Origin of the sequence: Arthrobacter sp. EpRS71 (assembly GCF_001512285.1) — a bacterium.
In the GTDB taxonomy this organism is placed as follows: Bacteria; Actinomycetota; Actinomycetes; order Actinomycetales; family Micrococcaceae; genus Arthrobacter.
In genome coordinates this window covers 684,334-706,944 of the sequence record NZ_LNUV01000003.1, presented here as the reverse complement: position 1 = coordinate 706,944, position 22,611 = coordinate 684,334, and the positions used below count along the sequence as shown (strand labels likewise).

General features: G+C 62.6%; 22 protein-coding genes. 4 read left to right on the top strand and 18 right to left on the bottom strand.

The genetic code is table 11. The features are described 5' to 3' along the window. Positions 1-48: 48 nt before the first annotated feature. The 10 genes from AR689_RS06000 to AR689_RS05955 form a co-directional block, all read right to left on the bottom strand. Positions 49-954, bottom strand: coding sequence for a 2-hydroxy-3-oxopropionate reductase (locus AR689_RS06000; protein ID WP_082697833.1), 906 nt, complete (start codon positions 952-954; stop codon positions 49-51). 116 nt (positions 955-1,070) lie between these two features. After that, a complete protein-coding gene (locus tag AR689_RS05995) occupies positions 1,071-1,874 on the bottom strand; it encodes a hydroxypyruvate isomerase family protein (protein WP_024818157.1) in 804 nt (267 codons plus the stop codon). Between the two features lie 295 nt (positions 1,875-2,169). Then, positions 2,170-3,147, bottom strand: coding sequence for an aldo/keto reductase (locus AR689_RS05990; RefSeq protein ID WP_062068057.1), 978 nt, complete (start codon positions 3,145-3,147; stop codon positions 2,170-2,172). A gap of 68 nt (positions 3,148-3,215) precedes the next feature. Continuing rightward, the gene (locus AR689_RS05985; protein WP_062068055.1) at positions 3,216-3,434 is read right to left on the bottom strand and encodes a helix-hairpin-helix domain-containing protein; all 219 of its coding nucleotides are present in this window, start codon (positions 3,432-3,434) and stop codon (positions 3,216-3,218) included. Positions 3,435-3,465: 31 nt separating this feature from the next. Continuing rightward, the gene (locus AR689_RS05980) at positions 3,466-4,026 is read right to left on the bottom strand and encodes a hypothetical protein (RefSeq protein ID WP_062068053.1); all 561 of its coding nucleotides are present in this window, start codon (positions 4,024-4,026) and stop codon (positions 3,466-3,468) included. After that, entirely contained in the window at positions 4,023-4,592 is a 570-nt protein-coding gene (locus AR689_RS05975; protein ID WP_062068051.1) for a DUF402 domain-containing protein, read from the bottom strand. The genes AR689_RS05980 and AR689_RS05975 overlap by 4 nt, the downstream gene beginning before the upstream one ends. Then, positions 4,589-6,562, bottom strand: coding sequence for a 1-deoxy-D-xylulose-5-phosphate synthase (gene dxs / locus AR689_RS05970; RefSeq protein ID WP_062068049.1), 1,974 nt, complete (start codon positions 6,560-6,562; stop codon positions 4,589-4,591). Before dxs ends, AR689_RS05975 begins: the two co-directional genes overlap by 4 nt. Positions 6,563-6,761: 199 nt before the next feature. After that, positions 6,762-9,569, bottom strand: coding sequence for an aconitate hydratase AcnA (gene acnA, locus AR689_RS05965; protein ID WP_062068047.1), 2,808 nt, complete (start codon positions 9,567-9,569; stop codon positions 6,762-6,764). 243 nt (positions 9,570-9,812) lie between these two features. Further along, positions 9,813-11,186, bottom strand: a complete 1,374-nt coding sequence (locus tag AR689_RS05960) for a class I SAM-dependent RNA methyltransferase (protein ID WP_062068045.1) — start codon at positions 11,184-11,186, stop codon at positions 9,813-9,815. Beyond that, positions 11,187-13,160, bottom strand: coding sequence for an APC family permease (locus AR689_RS05955; RefSeq protein WP_062068043.1), 1,974 nt, complete (start codon positions 13,158-13,160; stop codon positions 11,187-11,189). It abuts the gene before it with no gap. A gap of 113 nt (positions 13,161-13,273) precedes the next feature. On the opposite strand from AR689_RS05955, the gene AR689_RS05950 reads away from it, so the two are divergent. Next, entirely contained in the window at positions 13,274-13,945 is a 672-nt protein-coding gene (locus AR689_RS05950) for a potassium channel family protein (RefSeq protein ID WP_062068039.1), read from the top strand. Further along, complete coding sequence (locus tag AR689_RS05945; RefSeq protein WP_062068037.1) at positions 13,945-14,682, top strand: potassium channel family protein; 738 nt, start codon at positions 13,945-13,947, stop codon at positions 14,680-14,682. Before AR689_RS05950 ends, AR689_RS05945 begins: the two co-directional genes overlap by 1 nt. Here AR689_RS05945 and AR689_RS05940 read toward each other — a convergent pair. From AR689_RS05940 to dut, 4 genes are all read right to left on the bottom strand, one after another. Beyond that, positions 14,649-15,431 (bottom strand): DUF3159 domain-containing protein, encoded by a 783-nt coding sequence (locus tag AR689_RS05940; protein WP_062068030.1) that lies wholly within the window; start codon positions 15,429-15,431, stop codon positions 14,649-14,651. The genes AR689_RS05945 and AR689_RS05940 overlap by 34 nt on opposite strands. Next, positions 15,428-15,805, bottom strand: a complete 378-nt coding sequence (locus AR689_RS05935; protein WP_231745445.1) for a hypothetical protein — start codon at positions 15,803-15,805, stop codon at positions 15,428-15,430. The genes AR689_RS05940 and AR689_RS05935 overlap by 4 nt, the downstream gene beginning before the upstream one ends. Beyond that, on the bottom strand, positions 15,798-16,556 hold the full coding sequence (locus AR689_RS05930; RefSeq protein ID WP_062068027.1) for a DUF3710 domain-containing protein: 759 nt from the start codon (positions 16,554-16,556) through the stop codon (positions 15,798-15,800). The genes AR689_RS05935 and AR689_RS05930 overlap by 8 nt, the downstream gene beginning before the upstream one ends. 116 nt (positions 16,557-16,672) lie before the next feature. Continuing rightward, complete coding sequence (gene dut / locus AR689_RS05925) at positions 16,673-17,212, bottom strand: dUTP diphosphatase (protein WP_062068643.1); 540 nt, start codon at positions 17,210-17,212, stop codon at positions 16,673-16,675. A 105-nt stretch (positions 17,213-17,317) separates the two neighbouring features. Here dut and AR689_RS05920 point away from each other — a divergent pair, with 105 nt between their 5' ends. Next, on the top strand, positions 17,318-17,815 hold the full coding sequence (locus AR689_RS05920; protein WP_062068025.1) for a DUF3093 domain-containing protein: 498 nt from the start codon (positions 17,318-17,320) through the stop codon (positions 17,813-17,815). Between the two features lie 65 nt (positions 17,816-17,880). Here AR689_RS05920 and AR689_RS05915 read toward each other — a convergent pair whose 3' ends face one another. After that, positions 17,881-18,180 carry a DUF4193 domain-containing protein gene (locus AR689_RS05915; protein ID WP_062068023.1) on the bottom strand — a complete coding sequence of 100 codons (300 nt, stop codon included), beginning with the start codon at positions 18,178-18,180 and terminating at the stop codon, positions 17,881-17,883. A 301-nt stretch (positions 18,181-18,481) separates the two neighbouring features. Here AR689_RS05915 and sepH point away from each other — a divergent pair, with 301 nt between their 5' ends. Continuing rightward, positions 18,482-19,822 carry a septation protein SepH gene (gene sepH / locus AR689_RS05910; protein ID WP_062068021.1) on the top strand — a complete coding sequence of 447 codons (1,341 nt, stop codon included), beginning with the start codon at positions 18,482-18,484 and terminating at the stop codon, positions 19,820-19,822. Positions 19,823-19,867: 45 nt separating this feature from the next. Here the strand turns inward: sepH and AR689_RS05905 are convergent, their stop codons facing one another. From AR689_RS05905 to AR689_RS05895, 3 genes are read right to left on the bottom strand one after another with little or no spacing between them, the layout of a single operon-like run. Next, on the bottom strand, positions 19,868-20,629 hold the full coding sequence (locus AR689_RS05905; protein WP_062068019.1) for a thymidine kinase: 762 nt from the start codon (positions 20,627-20,629) through the stop codon (positions 19,868-19,870). Then, entirely contained in the window at positions 20,622-21,866 is a 1,245-nt protein-coding gene (locus AR689_RS05900) for an alkaline phosphatase family protein (protein WP_062068017.1), read from the bottom strand. Before AR689_RS05900 ends, AR689_RS05905 begins: the two co-directional genes overlap by 8 nt. Beyond that, a complete protein-coding gene (locus AR689_RS05895) occupies positions 21,863-22,588 on the bottom strand; it encodes a DUF5998 family protein (RefSeq protein ID WP_062068015.1) in 726 nt (241 codons plus the stop codon). Before AR689_RS05895 ends, AR689_RS05900 begins: the two co-directional genes overlap by 4 nt. Between the last annotated feature and the right edge of the window lie 23 nt (positions 22,589-22,611).

The window sequence follows — 22,611 nt, the reverse complement described above, 5'->3', positions numbered from 1 at the left end:
CGGCGGGTTCCCTGCTTTGTGTTGCTTAGCTGGCTTTTGCCGGGGTGCTTACTTGCGGCCGCTGAGCTGGAGGACCTGCTTGAAGAGGCCTGAGTGGTCGAGGCCGCCGTCGCCCTGGTTGACGGTTGCGGCGACGAGCTGGGCGACGACTGCGCCGAGCGGGACAGCGACGTTGGCTTCGCGGGCTGCGGAGGTGACGATGCCGAGGTCCTTGTGGTGGAGGGCCAGGCGGAAGCCGGGGTCGAAGTTGCGGTCCAGCATCTTCTGACCCTTCTGGTCGAGGACCTTGGAGCCGGCCAAGCCGCCGCCCAGGACCTTCAGTGCTGCGTCGGTGTCTACGCCGTAGGCCTCAAGGAAGGCGATGGCCTCGCCGAGGACCTGGATGTTGACGGCCACGATCAGCTGGTTTGCTGCCTTGACGGTCTGGCCGGAGCCGGAAGGGCCGACGTGGACAATGGTCTTGCCCACTGCGTTGAGGACATCCTGTGCTGCCTCGAAGTCTGCAGCGTCGCCGCCGACCATGATGGACAGCACGGCGTCGATTGCGCCCTGCTCACCACCGGATACGGGAGCGTCAAGCGGGCGGATGCCGGCTGCTACAGCGTCGTCCGAGAGGCGCTTGGCGACGTCCGGGCGGATGCTGGATGCGTCGATCCAGAGGGTGCCCTTCTTTGCGTTGGCGAAGACGCCGTCCTTGCCGCTGACTACGCCCTCAACATCGGGGGAGTCCGGGACCATGGTGATGACGACGTCGGCGTCCTTGACTGCGTCCGCGATGCTGGTGGCACCCTGGCCGCCCTCGGAGACCAGCTTGTCGATCTTGTCCTGGCTGCGGTTGAAACCGGTGACCGTGTGGCCGGCCTTGACGAGGTTGATGGCCATGGGGAGGCCCATGATTCCGAGTCCGATGACTGCAACGTTGCTCATTGTGGTTCTCTTTCTGGGGAAGTCTATGTGTGTCTGGAGTCCGAGTGTTTTAACCCGGGCGTGCTTACCCAACTAGGTAGCAGTTCGCGTCGTTCTCAGCGCTCAGAACGGCCTGATCTGCTACTTAGTTGGGCGCCCTGTCCTTAGTTGGCGTTGGCGCGCTGGCGGATGGCCCAGCTGAAAGCCGATTCCTGCGGTTCCTTGTACTCGAGGCCGATGTAGCCGTCGTAGCCGAGTTCGCGGCTGCGGGCGATCCATTCACCGAGGGGGAGCGTGCCGGTTCCGGGAGCTCCGCGGCCGGGGTTGTCGGCGATCTGAATGTGGCCGAAGTCCTTGGCGTGGTTCTCGATGACGGATTCGACGTCGTCGCCGTTGACTGCCAAGTGGTAGAAGTCGGCGAGGAGCTTGATGTTCTGTGCGCCGGATTCCGCCTTGACGCGGGCGATGACCTTGAGTGCGTCTTCGGCGGTGAGGAGCGGGTACTTGGGTGCGCCGCTGACCGGTTCGAGGAGGACGGTGCCGCCGATGCGGGCGACGCCTTCCGCTGCTGCGGCGAGGTTCTTGGCGGCGAGTTCGTCCTGCTCTTCAGGGGTGAACTCGTCCTGGCGGTTGCCGTAGAGGGCGTTGAAGGCCTTGCAGCCGAGACGCTCACCGATGCCGGCGACGACGTCGATGTTGTCCTTGAACTCGGAGCAACGTCCCTTCCAGGAAACCAGGCCGCGGTCGCCGCCGGGCATGTTGCCGGCGTTGAAGTTCAGGCCCGTGAGCTGAACGCCGGCGTCCTTGATGGCGGTTTCAAACTCGGTTACTTGTGCGTCGCTGGGGACGGAGGTCTCGAAGGGCCACCAGAACTCGACGGCGTCAAAACCGGCTGCCTTCGCGGCGGCGGGGCGCTCGAGCAAGGGCAGCTCCGTCAGGAGGATGGAGCAGTTCACTGTGTACGTCATCGTAGGTCCTTCCGAGGAGGGGCTTTGATCTATCTTCCGCTGCTTGACTGCTGCCTTGATGCTTGGGCCTCAGTTTCCGCTTTGTGGAATTTAGATTCTGCTTTATGAAAAGTTTAGGGAAGGTGGGGGTGGGAGTCAAGGGGGTCCAGAACCCTCACCGATTCCGGCAACGACCCACCACACCGGCCCCACGAAGCCACGTCGGAATCAACCTCCCCGAAAAACCAACCAAACAACCCACCCACTGACTCCACACAGTTTGACAACCTGCGGGTGGGCGGGATCTGAGTGAGGGCTAGAAGAGGGCTACCTTCGGTGCCCGCGGGAAGATCTCATCCAGTTCCGCGCGATCCTCCTGAGTGGGTACCCAGCACACTGCCCCGGCATTCTCCCGGATCTGCTCGGGACGGGTCGCCCCCGCGATGACGCTGCTGACTCCAGGTTGTGCGGCCAACCAGGAGAAGGCCAACTGAAGCTCGCTGATATCGCGTTCCTTGGCAAACTGGCCGAAGCGGCCAAGCTGCTCCCAATCGGCGTCATGCACCAGGTTGGTGCGCGTGTGGCTCAATCGGGAACCTTCAGGGGCTTTGCCCGCTGAGTATTTTCCGGTGAGCAGCCCGTTGGCCAAAGGGAAGTAAGGAAGGACGCCCAGGGAGAAAGCTCCTGCGGCCGGGAGCACTTCGAGTTCGGCGCGGCGGTCCAGGAGGTTGTAGTGGTTCTGGGTCGAAATGAAACGGACGCCAGCGGACTGGCGACCAACGTAGTCAGCCTCGGCGATCTGCCAGCCGGCAAAATTCGAGTGGCCGATGTACCGGACTTTCCCGCTGGATACCAGGTCATCCAAGGCTGCCAGCGTCTCCTCGATGGGAGTGCGCGGGTCCGGAGTGTGGAACTGGTAGAGATCAATCCACTCGGTATCCAAACGGCGGAGAGAAGCCTCCACAGCCCGAATGATGTATCTGCGCGAACCACGGGCATCGAAGTCGTTACCGTTGACTCCGCGCATGTCCATGCCGAACTTGGTGCCGATGACCACGTCATCACGGCGGCCTTTCAGCGCCTTGCCCAGCATGACTTCACTCAGGCCGGGCTCGCGGCCGTAGACATCGGCGACGTCGAAGAAGGTCACCCCGGCATCAAGCGCGGCGTGGACAACAGCGTCCGTGCCTTCCTGGGACTCGGTGGGGGTATTGGCGCGGCCCAGGTTGTTGCAGCCCAGCCCTACAGCTGAGACAGTCAGTCCGGAATGGCCAAGGCGTCGGTATTCAGTCATGAATTCAGCCTATACGCGCCCCGGCACTCATTGTCACCCAAGGCAACAATCTCCCCCCAGCAGTACAGTTAGCCGGTTCCGTACGAGATCCCTGATTCCTCCATGGCATCCTCAAGCTGCGCTACAGCAACCGGCCCCATCCCGTGAAGCTTGGACAGCCCGGCCTCGCCGAACTCGGCCAACTGCTCCAACGTCTCTATCCCCTCATGCGCCAAGGCCCGTCTGGCCGGAGCGGCCAGACCTTTGGGCAGCGGCGTATGTCCGGGCCAGTTGCTCTTGGACGCCATGGGGATACCTCCTGGTGCGTTGGGGTGCTACTTAGAGAGTAAAGCCCACACCCTGCTTGGGCGAGTGCTTCACACGGAATGCCGTGGGGTCGGTGTGGGGAGCTGCCGCAACCGTGAGCTTGGTGAAGTCCAGGTCCTCACCGCGAACGCAGATTTTGATGGCGTTCACTGCCTTGTTGACGTCCGGGCAGAGGCAGAAGATGTTCAGGTGGCCGTTGCCGATTTCCGAACGGTCCACTACTCCCAGCCCACGCCACGCCAACTCACCAGTAAGGGCAGCTTTGGCTTTACGCTCAAGGTGACGGTCGCGTTCGGTGCCGTCCTTGGACTTCAACGCAATCTGGGCAACCACCCAAAACTGTTCCGACTCGGGAATCTCGGCGTAGCCGTCTTCCTCGCATTGCGCAGCAAAAGCAGCCATCAGGCCATCCACGGCAGATTCGTCCTCAACGTCTGCCTCGTCGGTTTTGCTCTGGTGACCCACCACACCGTGATTAACAACGAATTGCTGGTCTTCGTCGTCATACCAGGCCTCGCGGAAGTGAAGTACTCCGTCGTCGTCGCGCTTGTACGCTCGGATGATGCCGCTCATGCTCGTCCTTTTCTGAACCACTCGGCGCTGGTGCTGGTGGCTCCATTGACGTCGAAGGGCGCTTTCATGGTGTTCACTGCCTCAAAGAGGGCTGCGCATTCTGCGCGCATTGCGTCCACCGTCTGTTGCGGATAGCCCATGGCCATCCGATGCTGCTCAAATTCGTCCTCATCGTCCACGAACACCCCATGCTTGGTGGACCGGATGACGTCCAGATCCATATCAATCATGTGAAATTCGGTAACGCCGGGCTTGATGGGATTCCAGTCATGGCCAGTGGCCAAATCAACATAGATCCTGAAGTCGCCCGGATAGCTGTCATCGTAGAAGGTGGCCACGAACTCGCCGGTCCGCGGAACCAACAGAAGTGCATCCGACGCCGTATAGAACGCCGCGCCGGGGCGGGCGCAGAACTCCCCTGCTCCCTGAAAGATCCACCAACCGTGGATGTCTTCACCAAGGTAGCGGCCGGGCACCACCCAGTGGGCCTTACCGTCCCATTTCCTGTTCCTCGACACCACGAGGTCACCGGGCTGCAATGCGCCCGGCGCGCGCTCGTCCGTCACAGCGTTGGCAGGCTGCCGGTGGTCGGGTGTTGCTGACCCGGGAGGGGCCTTGCGAACGGGACCTTCGTCCCCAAAACCTGGGCTACGACGTCGTGGGTTATTTTCTGGGCCGTCAGGCCAACGCGTTCCAGGACCTGGCTGCGGGAGCCGTGTACCAGGAACTCCACCGGCAGGCCCACTTCGTTCAAGGCTGTATCCACACCGGCAGCCCGCATCTCCTGACGGATACGGGATCCCACACCACCTGCCCGCACTCCGTCCTCAATGCAGATCACCAGGCGGTGACGGGCAGCAAGGGCGATGATCGACTTACGGACGGGAAGCACCCACCGCGGATCCACCACCGTGGAGCTGATGCCTTGGGCGCCCAGGCGGGCCGCGACATCAAGTGCGAGTTCTGACATCGCGCCGACGCTGACAATCAGGACATCGTTCTCGGTGGAACCCTCCGGTCGCCTCGCGAGGATGTCCACGCCGTCATGAAGCCGCTCGATAGCTTCGACCTCGGATCCTACGCTGCCCTTGGAGAACCTCACCACAGTGGGGGCATCGTCAATGGCCACGGCCTCCCGCAGTTCTTCGCGGAGCCTGGTGGCGTCACGGGGAGCGGCCAGATGGAGGCCGGGCACGATCTGAACCATCGCCATGTCCCACATGCCGTGGTGGCTGGGCCCATCCGGGCCGGTCACGCCGGCACGGTCCAGGACGATGGTCACGCCGGCCTTGTGGAGGGCAACGTCCATCAGGAGCTGGTCAAAGGCACGGTTCAGGAAGGTGGCGTACACCGCTACAACGGGGTGAAGGCCACCGAACGCCATTCCAGCGGCGGACGCCAACGCATGCTGCTCAGCGATGCCGACGTCGATGACCCTTTCGGGGTGGCGCTCAGCGAACTTGTGCAGTCCCACGGGGATGAGCATTGCGCCGGTGATACCCACGATGTCCGGGCGTTCATCGGCGATGTCAGCGATCTCCTCGGCGAACACGGACGTCCAGGACCTGGCACCGGGCATTTCCGTGGGCTCGCCGGTCTCGGGATCGATGATTCCCACTGCGTGGAACTGGTCTGCTTCATTGGCCAGGGCAGGCGCGTAGCCGTGGCCCTTTTCCGTCATGGCATGCACAATGACCGGTCCACCGTAGGCCTTGGCGGTATTGAGTGCATGTTCCATGGCCTGGAGGTTGTGTCCGTCAACCGGGCCGATGTACTTCATGCCAAGGTCCTCGAACATACCTTGCGGGACCCACCAGTCCTTGATGCCCTTCTTCATGGCATGCAGGCTCTTGTAGGTGAATTGGCCGGCGGGGCCGCCGTCCTGCAGCTTCTTCTTCCACCAGTCCAGCATGCGTTCGTAGGCAGGGGTGGTGCGCAAGGAGTCAATGGTGGGACGCAGCGACGCCAGGTAATCGGCAAACCCGCCAACAGTCGGGGCATAGGAGCGACCGTTGTCGTTGACAACGATCACCACGCGACGCCGCTTGTCCGCGGCAATGTTGTTGATGGCTTCCCACGCCATGCCGCCGGTCAACGCGCCATCGCCAACCACGGCGACGACGAACCGGTCACCTTCACCGGTTAGCTGCCGGGCCCGGGAGATGCCATCAGCCCAGGACAGGGACGAGGAGGCATGTGAACTCTCCACGATGTCGTGCTCAGACTCGGCACGGTCCGGATAGCCGGAAAGACCACCCTGCTGGCGGAGCGTCGTGAAATCCTGGCGTCCAGTCAGCAGCTTGTGCACATAGGACTGGTGGCCGGTATCGAAGATGACGCTGTCCCGCGGAGACTCAAAGTTCCGGTGGACAGCGAGAGTAAGCTCCACAACGCCCAGGTTAGGACCCAGGTGTCCACCCGTTGCGGCTACGTTGGTGATCAGGAATTCCCTGATTTCCCCAGCCAATTGTTCCAGCTCCGTGCCGGACAATGTGGCCAGGTCCCGTGGATCCTTGACGGTTTCCAAAAGTCCCAACGGCCCTCCTTAGGGTGAATGACGTGCTTGTTAACTTTAGCGCGTGCCCGGGCCCGCGCGTTGCGCCGCGGCTTCGAGCCTTGGCATTGTTCTCCCGGCCAGGTCGCCTGCCTGATGCCCGGACGCCAACAGCCCCGGCTGGTCGGGCGACCAGCCGGGGCTGTCCGGCTACTGAATCAGCTGGAAACCAGCGGGTTCGTTATGCCGAGATCTGGCGGAGAACGTACTGCAGGATACCGCCGTTGCGGTAGTAGTCCGCTTCACCCGGGGTATCGATGCGCAGAACGGCATCGAAGGACTTGTCGGTACCGTCTTCAGCCGTTGCCGTTACCTTGAGCGTCTTCGGCGTGGTGCCGTTGTTCAGCTCGGTAACGCCTTCCACCGCGAAGGTTTCCGTTCCGGTCAGACCCAGCGTGGCTGCGGACTCGCCAGCGGGGTACTGCAGCGGAAGGACGCCCATGCCAATGAGGTTGGAGCGGTGGATGCGCTCGTAGCTCTCAGCGACCACGGCCTTGACGCCCAGGAGCGCCGTGCCCTTGGCAGCCCAGTCACGGGATGAGCCGGAGCCGTATTCCTTGCCTGCCAGGACAACCAGCGGCGTTCCTGCTGCCTGGTAGTTCTGGGCTGCGTCGTAAACGTAAGCCTGCGGTGCACCTTCCTGGCTGAAGTCGCGGGTGAAGCCACCCTCAACGTTGTCCAGGAGCTGGTTCTTGATACGGATGTTGGCAAACGTTCCGCGGATCATGACTTCGTGGTTGCCACGGCGTGAACCGTAGGAGTTGAAGTCTTTACGCTCCACGCCGTTGGCCAGGAGGTACTGTCCTGCAGGAGTGTCCGACTTGAAGGAACCGGCCGGCGAGATGTGGTCCGTGGTGACGGAATCGCCGAGCTTCAGGAGAACGCGGGCGCCCGAGATGTCCTTGACGGGATCCGGCTGAGCCTTCATGCCTTCGAAGTATGGGGGCTTCCGCACGTAGGTGGAGTCCTCGGCCCAAGCGAAGGTGTCGCCTGCGGGGGTGTCGAGGGCCTTCCAACGGTCGTCGCCGTCGAAGACGCCCTCGTAGCCCTTGGCGAACATTGCCTCGTCAATGGAGGAGTCAATGACTTCCTGCACCTCAGTGGGGTTCGGCCAAATGTCCTTGAGGAAGACCTCGTTGCCCTCGGAGTCAGTGCCAAGGGCGTCTGCCTCGAAGTCGAAGTCCATGGAACCCGCCAGGGCGTAAGCGATGACCAGTGGCGGTGACGCCAGGTAGTTCATCTTCACGTCCGGGTTGATGCGGCCTTCGAAGTTGCGGTTACCGGAGAGGACAGCAGTGACAGAAAGGTCATTTGCCTGGATTGCCTCGGAGATTTCCGGCTCAAGCGGGCCGGAGTTACCGATGCAGGTGGCGCAGCCATAACCCACAATGTAGAAGCCGAGCTTCTCCAGGTAGGGGGTGAGGCCGGACTTCTCGTAGTAGTCAGTGACAACCTTGGAGCCCGGTGCCACGGAGGTCTTGACCCACGGCTTGGAGGTCAGGCCCTTGTCCACGGCGTTGCGTGCAAGGAGGGCCGCAGCCAGCATGACGGACGGGTTGGACGTGTTGGTGCAGGACGTGATCGAAGCGATCGACACTGCGCCGTGGTCCAGCTCGAACTCGCGGCCATCGGCGGTCTTGACCTTGACCGGCGAGGAGGGCCGGCCGTGTGCACCGTTGGCGGCAGAGTAAACGCGGTCCGTTTCCGTGGTGTGCGAATCGGCGTGGGTGAAGGACGGCGAATCGGAAGCCGGGAAGGACTCGTCCAGGGACTCATCCACGCTGCCGTCTTCGATGGAGACGTAGTTGTGGATGTCCTTGCGGAACTGCTCCTTGGCATCCGTGAGCTCAATGCGGTCCTGGGGACGCTTGGGGCCGGAGATGGAAGGAACAACGGTGGACAGGTCCAGCTCCAGGAACTCGGAGAAGCGCAGTTCACGGGAGGGATCGTGCCAGAGGCCCTGTTCCTTGCTGTAAGCCTCCACGAGGGCAACATTTGCCTCGGAGCGGCCGGTCAGGCGCAGGTAGTCCAAAGTGACGTCATCAATGGGGAACATGGCAGCCGTGGAACCGAATTCCGGGCTCATGTTGCCGATGGTGGCGCGGTTGGCCAGCGGCACAGCGGCAACGCCTTCGCCGTAGAACTCAACGAACTTGCCAACAACACCGTGCTTGCGCAGCATTTCGGTGATGGTCAGCACGACGTCCGTAGCGGTGGCTCCGGCGGGGATGCTGCCCTTGAGCTTGAAGCCCACAACACGGGGAATCAGCATGGAGACGGGCTGGCCGAGCATGGCAGCCTCGGCTTCGATGCCACCAACGCCCCAACCCAGGATGCCCAGGCCGTTGACCATGGTGGTGTGCGAGTCGGTGCCAACGCAGGTGTCGGGGTAGGCACGGACAACGCCGTCTACCTCGCGGGTCATGACGGTGCGTGCCAGGTATTCGATGTTGACCTGGTGGACGATGCCGGTTCCCGGGGGGACAACCTTGAAGTCGTCGAACGCGGTCTGGCCCCAGCGAAGGAACTGGTAGCGCTCACCGTTGCGCTGGTACTCGATCTCCATGTTGCGCTCCAGTGCGCCGGAGTTACCGAAAGCATCGATCTGGACGGAGTGGTCGATGACCATTTCTGCAGGCGCCAACGGGTTGACGCGCTTGGGGTCACCGCCGAGCTCCTTGACGGCTTCACGCATGGTAGCCAGGTCCACGACGCAGGGAACGCCGGTGAAGTCCTGCATGATGACGCGGGCCGGGGTGAACTGGATTTCCGTGTCGGGCTCCGCATTGGGATCCCAACCGGCCAGGGCGCGGACATGGTCAGCCGTAATATTGGCGCCATCCTCAGTCCGCAGGAGGTTTTCAAGCAATACCTTGAGGCTGAACGGAAGGCTGTCTGCGCCCTCTACGGAGTTCAACCGGAAAATTTCATAGTCGGTGCCGGCTACATTCAGTACGCCTTTGGAACCGAAGCTGTCCACAGTGCTCATGGCAGGACTCCTCTCGCAACAGTTTCATCTTTGTCGCGTGGTTGGCCGCTAGCCAGTTAGGCGCACCTTACTTAGCCGGGCGGCATCTCTCGTGGTCACCCCGGTCCGCGGCGATGATTGCTGCGGACCGGGGCTACTACTGCCATCGTAATGGCATACTCCGCTGTTGCGTCACTGATCAGGCCTAGCCGCGGAAACGCGCAGTTCGGCCTTTCGCACCATGGAACCGGGACGGCGCCGTGGCTAGGCGGCGGGGACGACCAGCCCGACGGTTTCCAAGTGGTGGGTATGCGGGTAAAGGTCGAAGGCCCGCAGCGACTCCAACCGCCAACCACCTTGATGGAAGTAACCCAGATCACGTGCAAACGATGCTGGATCACACGACACATAGGCGATTGCGCGGGGTCCCGTGGCCATCAATTGCTTGATCACGGCCTTGCCCGCACCGGCGCGCGGCGGATCCAACACCAACGAGTCGAAGCTGCGGGCGCGTTGGTGCAGGACCCGCTCCACCCGTCCCTGCATAATCTCCACCTGGGACTGACCATGCAGGTTTTTGCGGGCGTCACGGCTGGTGCCCGGCGCGCCTTCCACGGACAGGACCGATCCCGTGACACCCACGGCGTCCGCCAGAGGTGCCGTAAACAGGCCGGCACCGGCGTAGAGATCAGCAACTGCAGCGCCGGGCTGCAAGTACCCGCCCTGGGAAAGATAGCCCGTCACGGCGCCCACCAGCGCGTCCGGGGCATCCTTGTGGATCTGCCAAAAACCCTCACCGGTCACCCGGTAGTCATGGCCAGCCGCAGTTTCCTGCACCCACGTCCTCCCCCGCAGCTGCAGGACCTCTCCCTTGCCGGGATCGAAGCTTGCAACTGAAACGTCCTGCGGCAACTGAGACACGATGCTGTGCAATCGCTTGGGGCTCGTCGATTCCCCGGGGGCCAGCAGGATCAGGGGACGCGATCCGTTGGCGGGGAGCGCGACCTCCACGCGGGCTATGCCGGACAGGTCAAGGTCCCACAGCTTCAGCTCGTTGATGCCCGCAAGCGCCAGCGGCATTTCCTTGATGGGCAGCACCGTGTCTGATCGGTGCGCATGCATGCCCAACCGGCCTTTGGGAGTCACCGCGAAGCTGGCGCGCGTACGCCAGCCGAGTCCGTCGTCGTGGTTCTCTCCCACAGCTTCCACCTCGGTGGCGAGATCCAAGCCGGCCAGCCGCTTGAGCTGCTCTGCCAGCACTTCGGCCTTCAAGGACCGCTGCCGCTGCAAGGTTATGTGTCCGAGCTCAGCGCCGCCTACCGGCGCCGTCCCGCGGCTCCATGAGCCCAGCGAATCCGCCTGCTTCCAGAAGTGCGGAACACGGTCCGCTGAACCTTCAAGGACCTCGACGACGTCGGCACGCCAGAAGCGCGACGAGTCGCCGGAGTCGGTCAGGCGGATGCGGACTTTCTCCCCCGGGATGGCGTGACGGACGAAGATGACGCGCCCTTCGTGCCGCGCGACGAAGTGCCCTCCATGGGCGATGGGGCCGATGTCCACCACCAGTTCAGTACCTGGCGCGCCCTGGTCCTTGGTGTGATGGGGTTGGTGTTGGGGGGAATTGCTGTGGGAGGTCATTTAGGTATCCTGCAGTGCCTTTGCTTCTTCGGAGGACTTCAACTGCCACGGAACGCTGGCGACCATGACGCCAGGTTCGAAGTGGAGCCTCGTCTTGATTCTGAGTGCTGTCTGGTTGTGGACGAGTTGCTCCCACCATTTGCCCACCACATATTCGGGGATGTAGACCACGATCAGGTCCCGCGGGGAGTCGCGGCGCATGTTCTTGATGTAATCCATGATGGGCGTCACGGTTTCGCGGTAAGGACTGGCCAAGACCGTCAGGGGAACCGGAATTTCCAGCTTCTCCCAATCACGGACGGTCTGGGCCGTCTCTTCAGCGCTGATGTCCACGGTGACGGCGTCCAAGCGCGAAGGCCTCGACGCCCGGGCGTAGGCCAGAGCCCGAAGGACCGGCTTACGGACGTGTGAAACAAGGAGAACCGCGTGAACCCTGGTGGGCAGTGCACGGGGCGAGGAGTCCTCATCCACCGCCAACTCCCTGGCCACGTTGTCATAGTGCGCGCGGATGCTCCACATGATGAGGAAGAGGACGAACATCGCGAGCAAGGCAATCCAAGCGCCTTGCTCGAACTTGGTGATGAGGACAATGACAAGGACCAGGGCCGTCATCCCGAAACCCAGCATATTGATAGTCCGCGATTTGATGATGCGCCGCCGGACAGCCTTGTCCCGGGCGAGCTTCAGTTCGCGGCCCCAGTGCCGGATCATCCCTAATTGGCTGGCGGTGAAGGAGATAAACACGCCCACGATATAGAGCTGGATCAGCTTGGTGACATCTGCGTTGAACGCGAGAATCAGAACCAGTGCGCCGGCCGCCAAGGCAAGGACGCCGTTGCTGAACGCCAGCCTGTCGCCGCGCGTACGGAGTTGGCGTGGCAGGTAGCCGTCCTGGGCCAGGATCGAACCCAGCACGGGGAATCCGTTGAACGCCGTGTTGGAAGCAAACACGAGGATGATGCCCGTGGCCGCAACCACCACATAGAAAAGGATGGAGCCGGAGCCGAAGATGGTGTCGGCTATCTGGCTGATGGCAGGAGTTTGGATGTAGCCCTCGGGCAGTGGTTTGCCGTCCACCAGGAATTCGCGGGCAGGGTCCAGGACGATGTGCACCTTGGTGGCGTTGGCCAGGTAGAGGATGCCTGCCAGCATGGAAGCCGCTATGACGCCGAGCAGCAGCAGGGTTGTTGCCGCATTCTTGCTCTTGGGCTTCTTGAAATTGGGCACCCCGTTGCTGATCGCTTCAACACCCGTGAGTGCAGCGGCCCCGGAGGAAAAGGCACGCAGCAGGAGGAACGCGCCGGCCAGCCCAACCAGGCCCTCATCAAATCCGGGCTCGGGCACGATGGTGAAGTTTGCGGACGGAGCCTCCCCCAAGGTGCCGCTGATGGCCTGGAAGATGCCCACCGCCGTCATTCCCAGAATGGATGCCATGAAGATATAGGTGGGAATGGCAAAGACGGTCCCGGCTTCCTTGACACCCCGAAGATTGACCAGCGCCAGAATGATGACACCGACAGTGGCGATCAACGCCTGCTGGCCGTGCAGAGCAGGTATGGCCGTGGTGAGGTACGTGGCCGCCGAGGACATGGACACGGCAACAGTCAGGACGTAATCCACCAACAGTGCGGAAGCTACGGTAAGCCCGGCGTACTTTCCCAGATTGACGTTGGCAATCTCATAGTCGCCACCGCCGGAGGGATAAGCATGGACATTTTGGCGGTAGGAAGCCACCACTGTGAGCAACACCACCATCACCGCGAGGCCCACCAACGGGGAAAATGCCACCGCGCTGACGCCTGCAAGTGCCAAAGTCAGAAGGATTTCATCCGGGGCATAAGCCACTGAGGACAAGGCGTCCGAGGCGAAGATCGGCAAGGCGATGCGTTTGGGCAACAAGGTATGGGCCAGGCGGTCATTCCTGACTGGCCGGCCCACCAACACCCGCTTCGCGGCATTCAGAATTGTCAGCACTCCGCAAAGCTACTCTGAATCCCCAGGGATGTCATGACGGTTGTCGCCGGGATACCTCCTCTGCACCGGTAAAGTCATACCGAGCGGACGGACTACACACATAAGGAGACACGGTGGCTCACTTCGTGATCATGGGTTGCGGCCGTGTTGGCGCAACCCTGGCACACACTTTGGAGGATGCCGGCCACTCCGTGGCCATCATCGACCAGGACGAGCGGGCTTTCCGCCGATTGCGCAACACTTTCGCGGGGCGCAAAGTCACCGGAGTCGGCTTCGACCGGGACACCCTCAAACAGGCCGGCGTGGAAGAGGCCTACGCCTTCGCCGCCGTCTCCAGCGGCGACAACTCAAACATCCTGGCCACGCGGGTTGCCCGGGAGACGTTCCACGTTGCCCATGTGGTGGCACGGATCTACGATCCCGGCCGTGCCGAAATCTACCAGCGGCTCGGTATCCCCACAGTGGCAGCCGTGCGCTGGAGCGCGGACCAGGTTCTTCGGCGCATTCTTCCCGAGCAGCATCTCGCCGGCGACTACCGCGAGCCCTCAGGCCGACTGGTCCTGGCCGAAGTGGACCTGCACGAGGCGTGGATCGGACACAGCCTGGACTCCATCGAGTCCGCTGCCGGAATCCGCATCGCCTTCCTCACCAGGTTCGGCGAAGGCCTGTTGCCCCAAACCGGCACCGCATACCAGGAGGGTGATACCGTCCACGCGATGGTGAGCCTGGACCGGACCTCCGAGATCAGCCGGATTCTCGCAAAAGCACCCGCCAAGGAGTCTTAGTGAAAGTTGTCATTGTTGGCGCGGGCAGCGTCGGCTCGTCCATTGCGCGTGAGCTTCTGGCCCACAAGCACCAGATTCTCCTCATTGACCTGAAGCCCGAGGTGATTGGACGCAGCGGCCTGCGTGGCGCCCGCTGGCTGGTGGGCGATGCCTGCGAACTCAGCACCCTGCAGGACGCAAAACTCGAGGATGCCGACGTCGTGGTTTCTGCCACCGGCGACGACAAAGTGAATCTTGTGGTGTCCTTGCTGGCTAAGACCGAATTTGGTGTGGGCCGCACCGTGGGACGCGTGAACAACCCCAAGAACGACTGGATGTTCAACGATTCATGGGGCGTGGACGTAGCAGTAAATACTCCGCAGCTCATGACGGCATTGGTGGAAGAGGCCGTGGAAATCGGTGACATCGTTCGCCTGTTGACGTTGCAGACGGGTGTGGCCTCGATCGTGGAATTCACTGTTCCGCATGACTCCCACGTCATTGGCAGCACGGTGGGCGGAATTCAGTGGCCCGAGGACGCCACTTTGGTTGCCATCCTCCGTGATCAGGCGCCCATTACGCCCACACGTGATGATGTCCTGGACGGCGGTGACGAGCTCTTCTTCGTCACCACCATCGCGGCCGAGGACGGTTTGAGGGCCCTGCTGTCACCAGCGACCGACGACGTTCAAGAACCGCGCGAGGGGTCTTCCGAAACAGTGGATCAGTCCGCTGAGGACGACGGCTTCGACGGCTGAGGTACCGGCTTGGTCACCAACCAAGCCACCCAGAGGCCCAGGATGTACAGCGGGGCGCCCATCAGGAGCCTGGTGGTGGCCAACGCTGTCAGGCCTGGCTCGCCCATGAAGTACAAGGGGACCTGCACCACAAGGCGCAGTGTCAGCACCGCCACCACAATCCACGTGCCCAACGAGTAAGCCCGGAGCCGCTCCGGGTCCTTGCGCCACTCCAGTCCTTCATTACGTACAAAGCCGAAGAGAAGTCCAGCCACCGGCCATTTGAAGGCGACGGACAGCACCATGGCTGCGATGTAGGCGATGTTGGTGAAGAAGCCAAGCACGTAGAAGTCCTCGGCCTTGCCCGTGGTGTTTGCCAGCCAGGCAGAAATACCCACGCCCACCACGCCCGCCAACGCTTGCGTCAGTGGACGTCGCTGGATCAGGCGAACCACAGTGAAGATGGCGGCTGCAGCCAAGGCTGCGATGAGGGCAGGCGTGAGATCGCGTGTGATGGTAAAAGCCACCAGGAACACCAATCCCGGGAGGATGCTCTCGGCAATGCCCTGCACACCTCCAGCGGACTTCAGCATGTCCACGTGGCCTGCGCTGTTCCGATGGAGACCGGCTTTTTCGGCATACCCGGCAGCGAGGTGGGACACGGTAGGCCCTTCCGCGCCGGATTTTGGAGCATCCGTGTGCAGTTCTTCGTTCTCGTGGGGCGTATCGCGCCCCGTGTCCTTCGGGTCTGAGCCGTTGGCCACGGTCATAGGTGCTCCTGACGGGAAAGGATTTCGTAGCGGGGATTGAACATGGCCGGAAAGCCATCAACCTGGGTCACCATGCCGTCCAAGCGGAGTTCCACGCCGGCTTCAATGCCCGGAACGCGGGTCCTGCCCAGCCAAATCACGCGGAGGCGATCGTAGGGCTTCCTGACCCCGCCGGTCCCCGTGTCCGGCGCAGGTCCGCGACGACCGGAATCGACCACCACAGCGGAGAAAAACGGCTGCTCGCTGGGCGGCTGGTGTGTTACCGACTCGATGAAGCCGGTGCATACCGCCCTGCCCCTGGCAGGGAGATCACGCACGCCCTGCCGTTGGGGACCTTGGCCGGCCACCCCGTTGCGGACCGATTCATCAGCCAATCTGGGTGATCTCCGGCCCTCGCTCCGGCTGCTGCAAGGCGGGATCTGCAGGGGGAACCGAACCCTGCGGAGCGCCGGCCTGGCCGGGGACCGCAGCGTCCTTGGGCAGCCGCAGCTGCAGCAGCTCGCGCGGAGGCATGGGGTTGTCGCCGCGGACCACCACTACTTTACGGAAGAGCTCCTCAAGTCCTGCAGCGGCATCTCGCTCCAGGGCAGCCTGCCCGCCCAGGACGCCGCGGAGGAACCACCGCGGCCCGTCCACTCCCATGAAACGGGCTGCACGGAAACCTCGGCTGCCGTCTGCCGCTTCAGCAGGCAGTTTGGCCACGAGTTCAGTGCCGAAAGTTCCGGAAACTTCTTCGGTTTCCCCGCCCTGGCTCGCCACCGATTGGGTGATCTGTTCACGGATCTCATCCCAGAGTCCCTCGGAGCGCGGTGCCGCAAACGCCTGGAGCTGCAGGCTGGAACCGTTGAGGTCCATGGTCACGGCGACCACGCGTTGGGTGGCTTCTTCAACCTCAAGCCGCAACTGGAGGCCCTCGGCCGGTGCGATCAACAGTGCACCGAGGTCCACATAGCCATCGCGGTTGTCGATTTCGTCGATGTCCAAGGGGCCTTTGCCGAGCCGGAAGTCACCGGGAGTGCCGGAACCACCCGGTTCAGAACTCGGTGCCTCGGAACCGGATTCCCCGACGGTGCCGGCGGTTTCCGGCTGCTCGTCCTTGGACTTTTTGCCGCGCCCAAAAAGCATTGGGTTTTCTCCTTAGTAGTGGTCTATCCCCAAGTAAACCGCAACCACGTTAAACCTCGCTAAACCGCTCCCATGCGTCAAGCGTCGGCGTGCGGTACGCAAGGTTCAGTGGTTTCTCAGGCCTTCGGTGCGTTGAAGCCGCCCGTGGACCCGAAGCCGCCGGTTCCCCGGACGGAATCGGACAGTTGGTCAACAGCAACAAACTGCGCGTATTCGACGCGCTGAATCACCATTTGTGCAATTCTATCGCCGCGCTTGAGGTCAATGGCATTGTTTTGGTCGGTGTTCAGGAGCGTGACGGCAATTTCGCCACGGTAGCCGGCGTCCACAGTCCCGGGAGCGTTGACAACGGTCAGCCCGTGTTTGGTGGCGAGCCCGGAACGGGGGTGGATCAGAGCCACGAATCCGTCCGGCAGTGCAATGGAGACACCTGTTGGAACGAGTTTGCGCTCTCCGGGGGCAAGGTGAACATCCTCACGGGAACGGAGATCGGCACCCGCATCTCCCGGGTGAGCATAGGACGGGGCTTCCAAGCCGGCGTCGAGCATTTTCAACTGCACCTCCAGAGTGGGGGCGCCATATGCTGCGGTGGTTTCGCTGCTGTCCGCGACTGCGGAAGCGGCATTTTTACTGAATACTGCGGTCTCATTGCTCACAGTGGTCCATTCTACCGGGACTTGTTCCTCCTGAGCCGGTCCGGCCAACCGGACCAACCGCGCAGGAGGGCTCAGGCCGGGGCCAACGCCCGATAAGCTGGATCCATGCCTACGCCTGACCAGTCCTCCCCCGTTCCTGCCCGGAACACCCCTTCGGCCTCAGAGGTCCTGTACACCGAGAAGCTATGGCCGTCAGTGTGGATCTGGATTGTGGTTGTGGGTTTGTCCGGTGCGGGCGTCCTGATGTTTGGTCCCATCAGCGCTGCCACCGGCATCATCGCAGCCTTGGTGCTGCTGGCCATCATGACCATCATGCTGGTGCTCTCCACGCCCACCATCACCGTTACTACTGACACCGTCAGAGTGGGCCGGGCGAGCATCGACCGCAAATTCGTAGGCTCGGTCCAGGCGTTCACCAAAGCAGAGGCCACCGCCGAGCGTGGCCCCCGCCTGAATGGACTGGCCTTTATGTGCTTCCGCGGCTGGATCGACCCGGTGGTCAAGATTGAAATCACCGACCCCGCAGACCGGACCCCTTACTGGTTGGCATCATCCCGACGTCCTGATGAGCTCGTTTCGGCACTGACCCCCTCAAGGGACTAGCTGAACCCGGCAATGGGCTGGGTGTCACACCATGCAGGCCGGGATTCGCGGCAGGCATGGTGTGACTAGTTCTCGCATTCCATGCAATATTGGTGCCCGCCCCTTTCGGCAGCGATCTGGGACTTGTGCTTAACCAGGAAACAGTTGAAGCACGTAAATTCGTCAGGCTGCGGTGGCATCACCTGAATGAGGAGTTCTTCTCCGGAGAGATCCGCACCCGGTAACTCAAAGCCATCGGCAAGGTCCGTCTCATCGACGTCCACCGCGGAGGACTGCTTCCCTGGTTGGCGCGTCTTCAGCTCCTCCAGGGAATCCTCGCTGACATCTTCCTCGGTTTTTCGGGGGGCATCGTAGTCCGTGGCCATGGTCCTTCTTCGTCCTCCATACCTGTTCCTGGCGGGAAACCGGAACGCGGGCAGTTCCCTGCATCCGGGTTAAAGGGCAAACGCCGGACAACCCGGATTTGTGCCCGATCCCGGCCAGATTGTCCTCCCCCCCTGCCCTGAATGTCCATAGCCCTTGTTTTGAGCGGATGATGGCTGGAAAGCTCTCGCGAATCCACCGGTTTCAGCGGAATATCACGGCACGCCCTTTGTCCTAGTAGGAAAAGACCCCCGCGGGTGGCAGAGTTTCGAATGTCAGTTATGCCATGTGGTGGAGGGTGTTATGCAGGATCTACGACTGGTAGGCGTCCACGACGACGGCGGGCATCTGCTCTTGAGCGGCCCCGGTGGTGCGATGTTCCAGCTTCCGATCGACGAAGCCTTAAGGGCCGCGGCGAGCCGCACCCCTGCCCAAGTGGCGGCACGCGCCTCCAACACTCCTATTGCCATGTCGCCCCGCGACATCCAGGCCAGGATCCGCAGCGGTGCCACAGCCAGCGAAGTCGCCGAGCTGTCCGGCCTCCCCCTTGCCAACGTCCAACGTTATGAAGGCCCGGTTCTTGCAGAGCGCGAGTACGTGGTCCGCCAGGCCCGCAACATCGAGGTTGCCTCCCCTGCTCCCGGGCATGAGATCTACCGCTCCGCTTTTGGTGACAACCCGGCCACTCTGGGCGAGATGGTGGACTACCGGCTCTCTGCGCACGGCATTGATTCCTCCACGGTGGACTGGGATTCATGGCGCCGCCCGGACGGCACCTGGACAGTGGTCGCGCGTTTCGAAACCGTCCCCGGCGCTCACGGGAGCATCGGCGAAGAGCCGCCTGCCATGTGGACCTTCAGTCCCCAGCGCAAGTCGCTGCAGAACGCCACCCGTTGGGCCCAGCAACTCAGCGAACTTGAACCGATGGACGGCCCGGTCCCCGCCAGGCGGCTTGCTGCCGTCTCGGACAAGCCGTTCGATTTCGAGTCCGACGCCGAAACAGCCGCACGTGCGTCAGCGAAAGAATCAGACAGCCTCCTGGAAATGCTCCGATCACGGCGCGGCCAACGCCTGGGCGTGGACGAAGACGGCGACGACGCCTTGGCTGTACTGTTGAGCAACGTCCCAGCAGCCCACCCCCGGCCTGGTGAAGAACTTGACGATGCGGCTGAAGATCCCGGCCTCCACGATGCCGGGCCGGTGGCCACTGGCGCCGAAGAGCCAGCACGTCATGACGGACGTCCTTCAATGTTGTCGCGGCTGAGCCTGGCTCCGCAGCACTTCGAATCACACGACGCCGATGACGACTCCCTCAAGCTCCACAACGGAGTGAGCACCGACACCCGGGAAATAACGGTGGTAGCCAGTCCACTGCGGCCTGTAACTTCGCTGTCGGGCCGTAAACCCGCTGGACTGGATGAACTCCTGGGCGGCAGCGGCAGTACGCGGCCACAGGCAGACGAGGAAGCCACCGGCACGCCCTCGGCCCGTGACCTCCATGGGGATGAGACTCCGTCAGAGGATCAGAAAGACGCAGAGACGCGCAAGGACATTGATGCCCCTGCGGAACGCCAGCCGTCCCGTCCCAAGCGGTCCAGCATTCCGAGCTGGGACGAGATCGTGTTCGGCGCCCGCGGCGACTAATGTCACCGGCCGGACGTCACCCGCCCATTGGATCCCGGCGATCGCCTAGCTGTGCCGCACAGCTCCTGCACCTGGCCAGAGGCAGGCATCGATGTCGAACGGCAGGGGCTGGTCCGCACCGGCCATCAGATGGGCGCCATGAGCCGTGACACGCCTCATGTAGTGCCGGCGGCACAGCGTCTCATAACCCACCGCTTGCGCGGGAACGGCCTCCATGGGCAACGTCTCCTGCACGTGCAGGGTGTTCTCCGTGTGGGCAGCGTCGTCGCCGTTTTGCGGTGCCACGTCGCCCACCATCACTTGGTCACCTTCCACCACCATGATGCCGTTCACGGTGCGGGCGTTCTGGGTTGCACGGCGGCCGCACCAGCACAAAGCTTCAACCTGGAGTATTTGCACTTTGTCGGCAAGTTCGATGAGTCGCTGTGAGCCGGGAAACAAGCGGGTGCGGAAGTCTGAGGTGATGCCGAAGGCGAAGACGTCCACCGCCATCTCATCCACTACCCGGGCCAACTGCTCAACTTGGACGGGCGAGTAGAACTGGGCTTCATCACAAATGAGGTAGTCCACGCGGAGCCCGTTGGTTCGCCGGGCCACCACTTCGTCCCAGAAATCGGTGCTGTCCACAACTTCCACGGCATCGGTTTGCAGGCCCAGCCTGCTGGAGATCGTTGAATCACCTGCGCGGTCGTTGCAGCTGAACCGAACACCTCCGCGTCCCCGTGCACGGTGGTTATGGTCCATTTGGAGAGCCAGGGTGGACTTGCCACAGTCCATGGTGCCTGAGAAGAAGACCAGCTCAGCCACGCTTGCCCTTTTTCCCCGCAGCGCCCTTGCTTGCAGCGGCGAAGCACAGCAAAGGTACTTCGCGTTCGGTTTTGGTCAGCGATCCGTGCTGGCCCACCACTTCCAGTGATGCTGGTCGGGCCCGCCGGGTGTCATAAAGGGCCAGGGTGTCCCGCGCCGCAATCATGACATCGCCAATCCGGGGAGCGACCTCGGGTCGCACCGCGCCAAACAAGCCCGCGTCAACGGCCTGCTCCCGCGTAAAGGCCCAGATTCTTTCACCAAAGCGTGAACGCCAGGCCGCAATCAAGGATTCCCTGTGTGCAGGGGTGGCATCAGGTTCAAGATAGAGATGCACCATACGGGGCTCCCCGGCTGTGTGCCGGACTCCAGCCACCAAGGGTTCATCAGCGGAATAGTCGATCCTCTGGGATTCAGGGACGTCCAACATGCCGTGGTCGCCGGTCAGAAGGATGGTAGTCCCGGCTGGCAGGGCGGTGGAGAGCCTTTTCACTGTGGAGTCGAGTTCTTCGAGCTGGTGCTCCCAGCGGTCCGATTGGCAGCCGTAGCGGTGGCCGGCCTTGTCCAGCTCGTTGGCGTAGAAGTACATCAGGGAACGGCCGCCGCCGGACATAGCCTCAGCGGCCGCGGCGGTCCGCGCATGCAGCGTGGTCCCGCCAACAAAGCGGCTTCCCCGGAGTGCAGCCTGCGTCATCGGGGAGTTTGCGAACTGCGGCAGGCTGACGGTGACGACGTCCAGTTCCCCGGCCAGCCTCTCGAAGACCGTAGCGTGGGGTTGCCACTGTGCGGGGTCCACGTTCGAATCCCAGTTTCCCAAGAGGTTGACGACCTTGTCCTGGGCGGGGTCGAGGACGTCGTAGCCCACCATTCCGTGCTGTCCGGCAGGTAAGCCCGTGCCAAGGCTGGCGAGGGATGCCGCAGTGGTACTGGGGAAGGCGGCGTCGATCCATGTGGGGACGTTGCGTTGTCCCTCCGCCATGACCGATCGGAGGAAGGGCGTGTGGGAGGACTTCTGCTTCAGCAGGCTACGGCCAAGACCATCGGCAAGAACCACGCAGACACGCTGCGCTGGTGGCAACTGAAGGTGGTTGGTGAAGCCTGGCATGCCCAGGGATGCTGCAGCACTGGTCAGGACTTCCGCTATGGACTTGCTCCCGAACAGTGGGGGCGATGGGAGGTCTGCGGCCGGAGAGTTTCCCGCAGAGGTGTTCACCGGGTTCTGTGCGGCTTCTCTCAACGCTGGTGCCCGCGGCTGAGGCGGTTGCTGAAGACGCCCGAACGCGGCCTCGGTGCAGGGATGCTGGCATGTTGGGCGGGTGATGGGTTTCCCGTATTGACTGCCCGTAGTGCTCGGGCAAAAATCTTGGCGTCCTGAACAGCTTGGAGCCCGTCTGCTTCGGCACTGATCCGCAGGACAATGTCTTCCTGGGCAATGGTTCCGCTGTAACCATGATCGGCTTCGCATTGGGGATCACCGCAGCTTGCGGGGCCCATGTCCAGCCGTTGGCCGCCTGACCAAGCGATGGACACCGTCATTTCACGGACAGGATCTGAGGGCTTGTAGTCCTGGGGCTGGGAATACATGTAGCTGAGGACTACTGAACGGATCTGGGCCACCGGTACCGATTCTGTGGAAACCTGGGCAACGATCTGCTGTCCGGCCTCATCCAACTGCTGGTCATCCACGTGGGTAATCACCAGCATGTCTTCGGTGAGCACCAGCACCGTGATGTGCCTGCGGACCTCGGCCCGGTCAAAGTGGGTCTCCAAATGGACCAGATGGGAGAGGCACTCGCGGCCATCCAACGCGTCATCAACCACGTCGGCCACCAACCGCGGGTAGAAACCGGCCTGCTGCAGCGCCTGGTCCAGGCTCTGTCCCTGCGAGCTGTGATGGTGGGCGGTGTGGGGCCCGGCATTGGACGGGCGGGATTGAGGCGTCGGAGACTGGGTGCTCATTCCCCCATTTTCACAGATCGGTT

Coding starts and splice junctions, on each gene's coding strand:
- AR689_RS05995 (WP_024818157.1), bottom strand. CDS start 1,874: ATGACGTACACAGTGAACTGCTCCATCCTCCTGACGGAGCTGCCCTTG.
- AR689_RS05990 (WP_062068057.1), bottom strand. CDS start 3,147: ATGACTGAATACCGACGCCTTGGCCATTCCGGACTGACTGTCTCAGCT.
- AR689_RS05985 (WP_062068055.1), bottom strand. CDS start 3,434: ATGGCGTCCAAGAGCAACTGGCCCGGACATACGCCGCTGCCCAAAGGT.
- AR689_RS05980 (WP_062068053.1), bottom strand. CDS start 4,026: ATGAGCGGCATCATCCGAGCGTACAAGCGCGACGACGACGGAGTACTT.
- acnA (WP_062068047.1), bottom strand. CDS start 9,569: ATGAGCACTGTGGACAGCTTCGGTTCCAAAGGCGTACTGAATGTAGCC.
- AR689_RS05960 (WP_062068045.1), bottom strand. CDS start 11,186: ATGACCTCCCACAGCAATTCCCCCCAACACCAACCCCATCACACCAAG.
- AR689_RS05940 (WP_062068030.1), bottom strand. CDS start 15,431: ATGACCGTGGCCAACGGCTCAGACCCGAAGGACACGGGGCGCGATACG.
- AR689_RS05930 (WP_062068027.1), bottom strand. CDS start 16,556: ATGCTTTTTGGGCGCGGCAAAAAGTCCAAGGACGAGCAGCCGGAAACC.
- AR689_RS05920 (WP_062068025.1), top strand. CDS start 17,318: ATGCCTACGCCTGACCAGTCCTCCCCCGTTCCTGCCCGGAACACCCCT.
- AR689_RS05915 (WP_062068023.1), bottom strand. CDS start 18,180: ATGGCCACGGACTACGATGCCCCCCGAAAAACCGAGGAAGATGTCAGC.
- sepH (WP_062068021.1), top strand. CDS start 18,482: ATGCAGGATCTACGACTGGTAGGCGTCCACGACGACGGCGGGCATCTG.
- AR689_RS05895 (WP_062068015.1), bottom strand. CDS start 22,588: ATGAGCACCCAGTCTCCGACGCCTCAATCCCGCCCGTCCAATGCCGGG.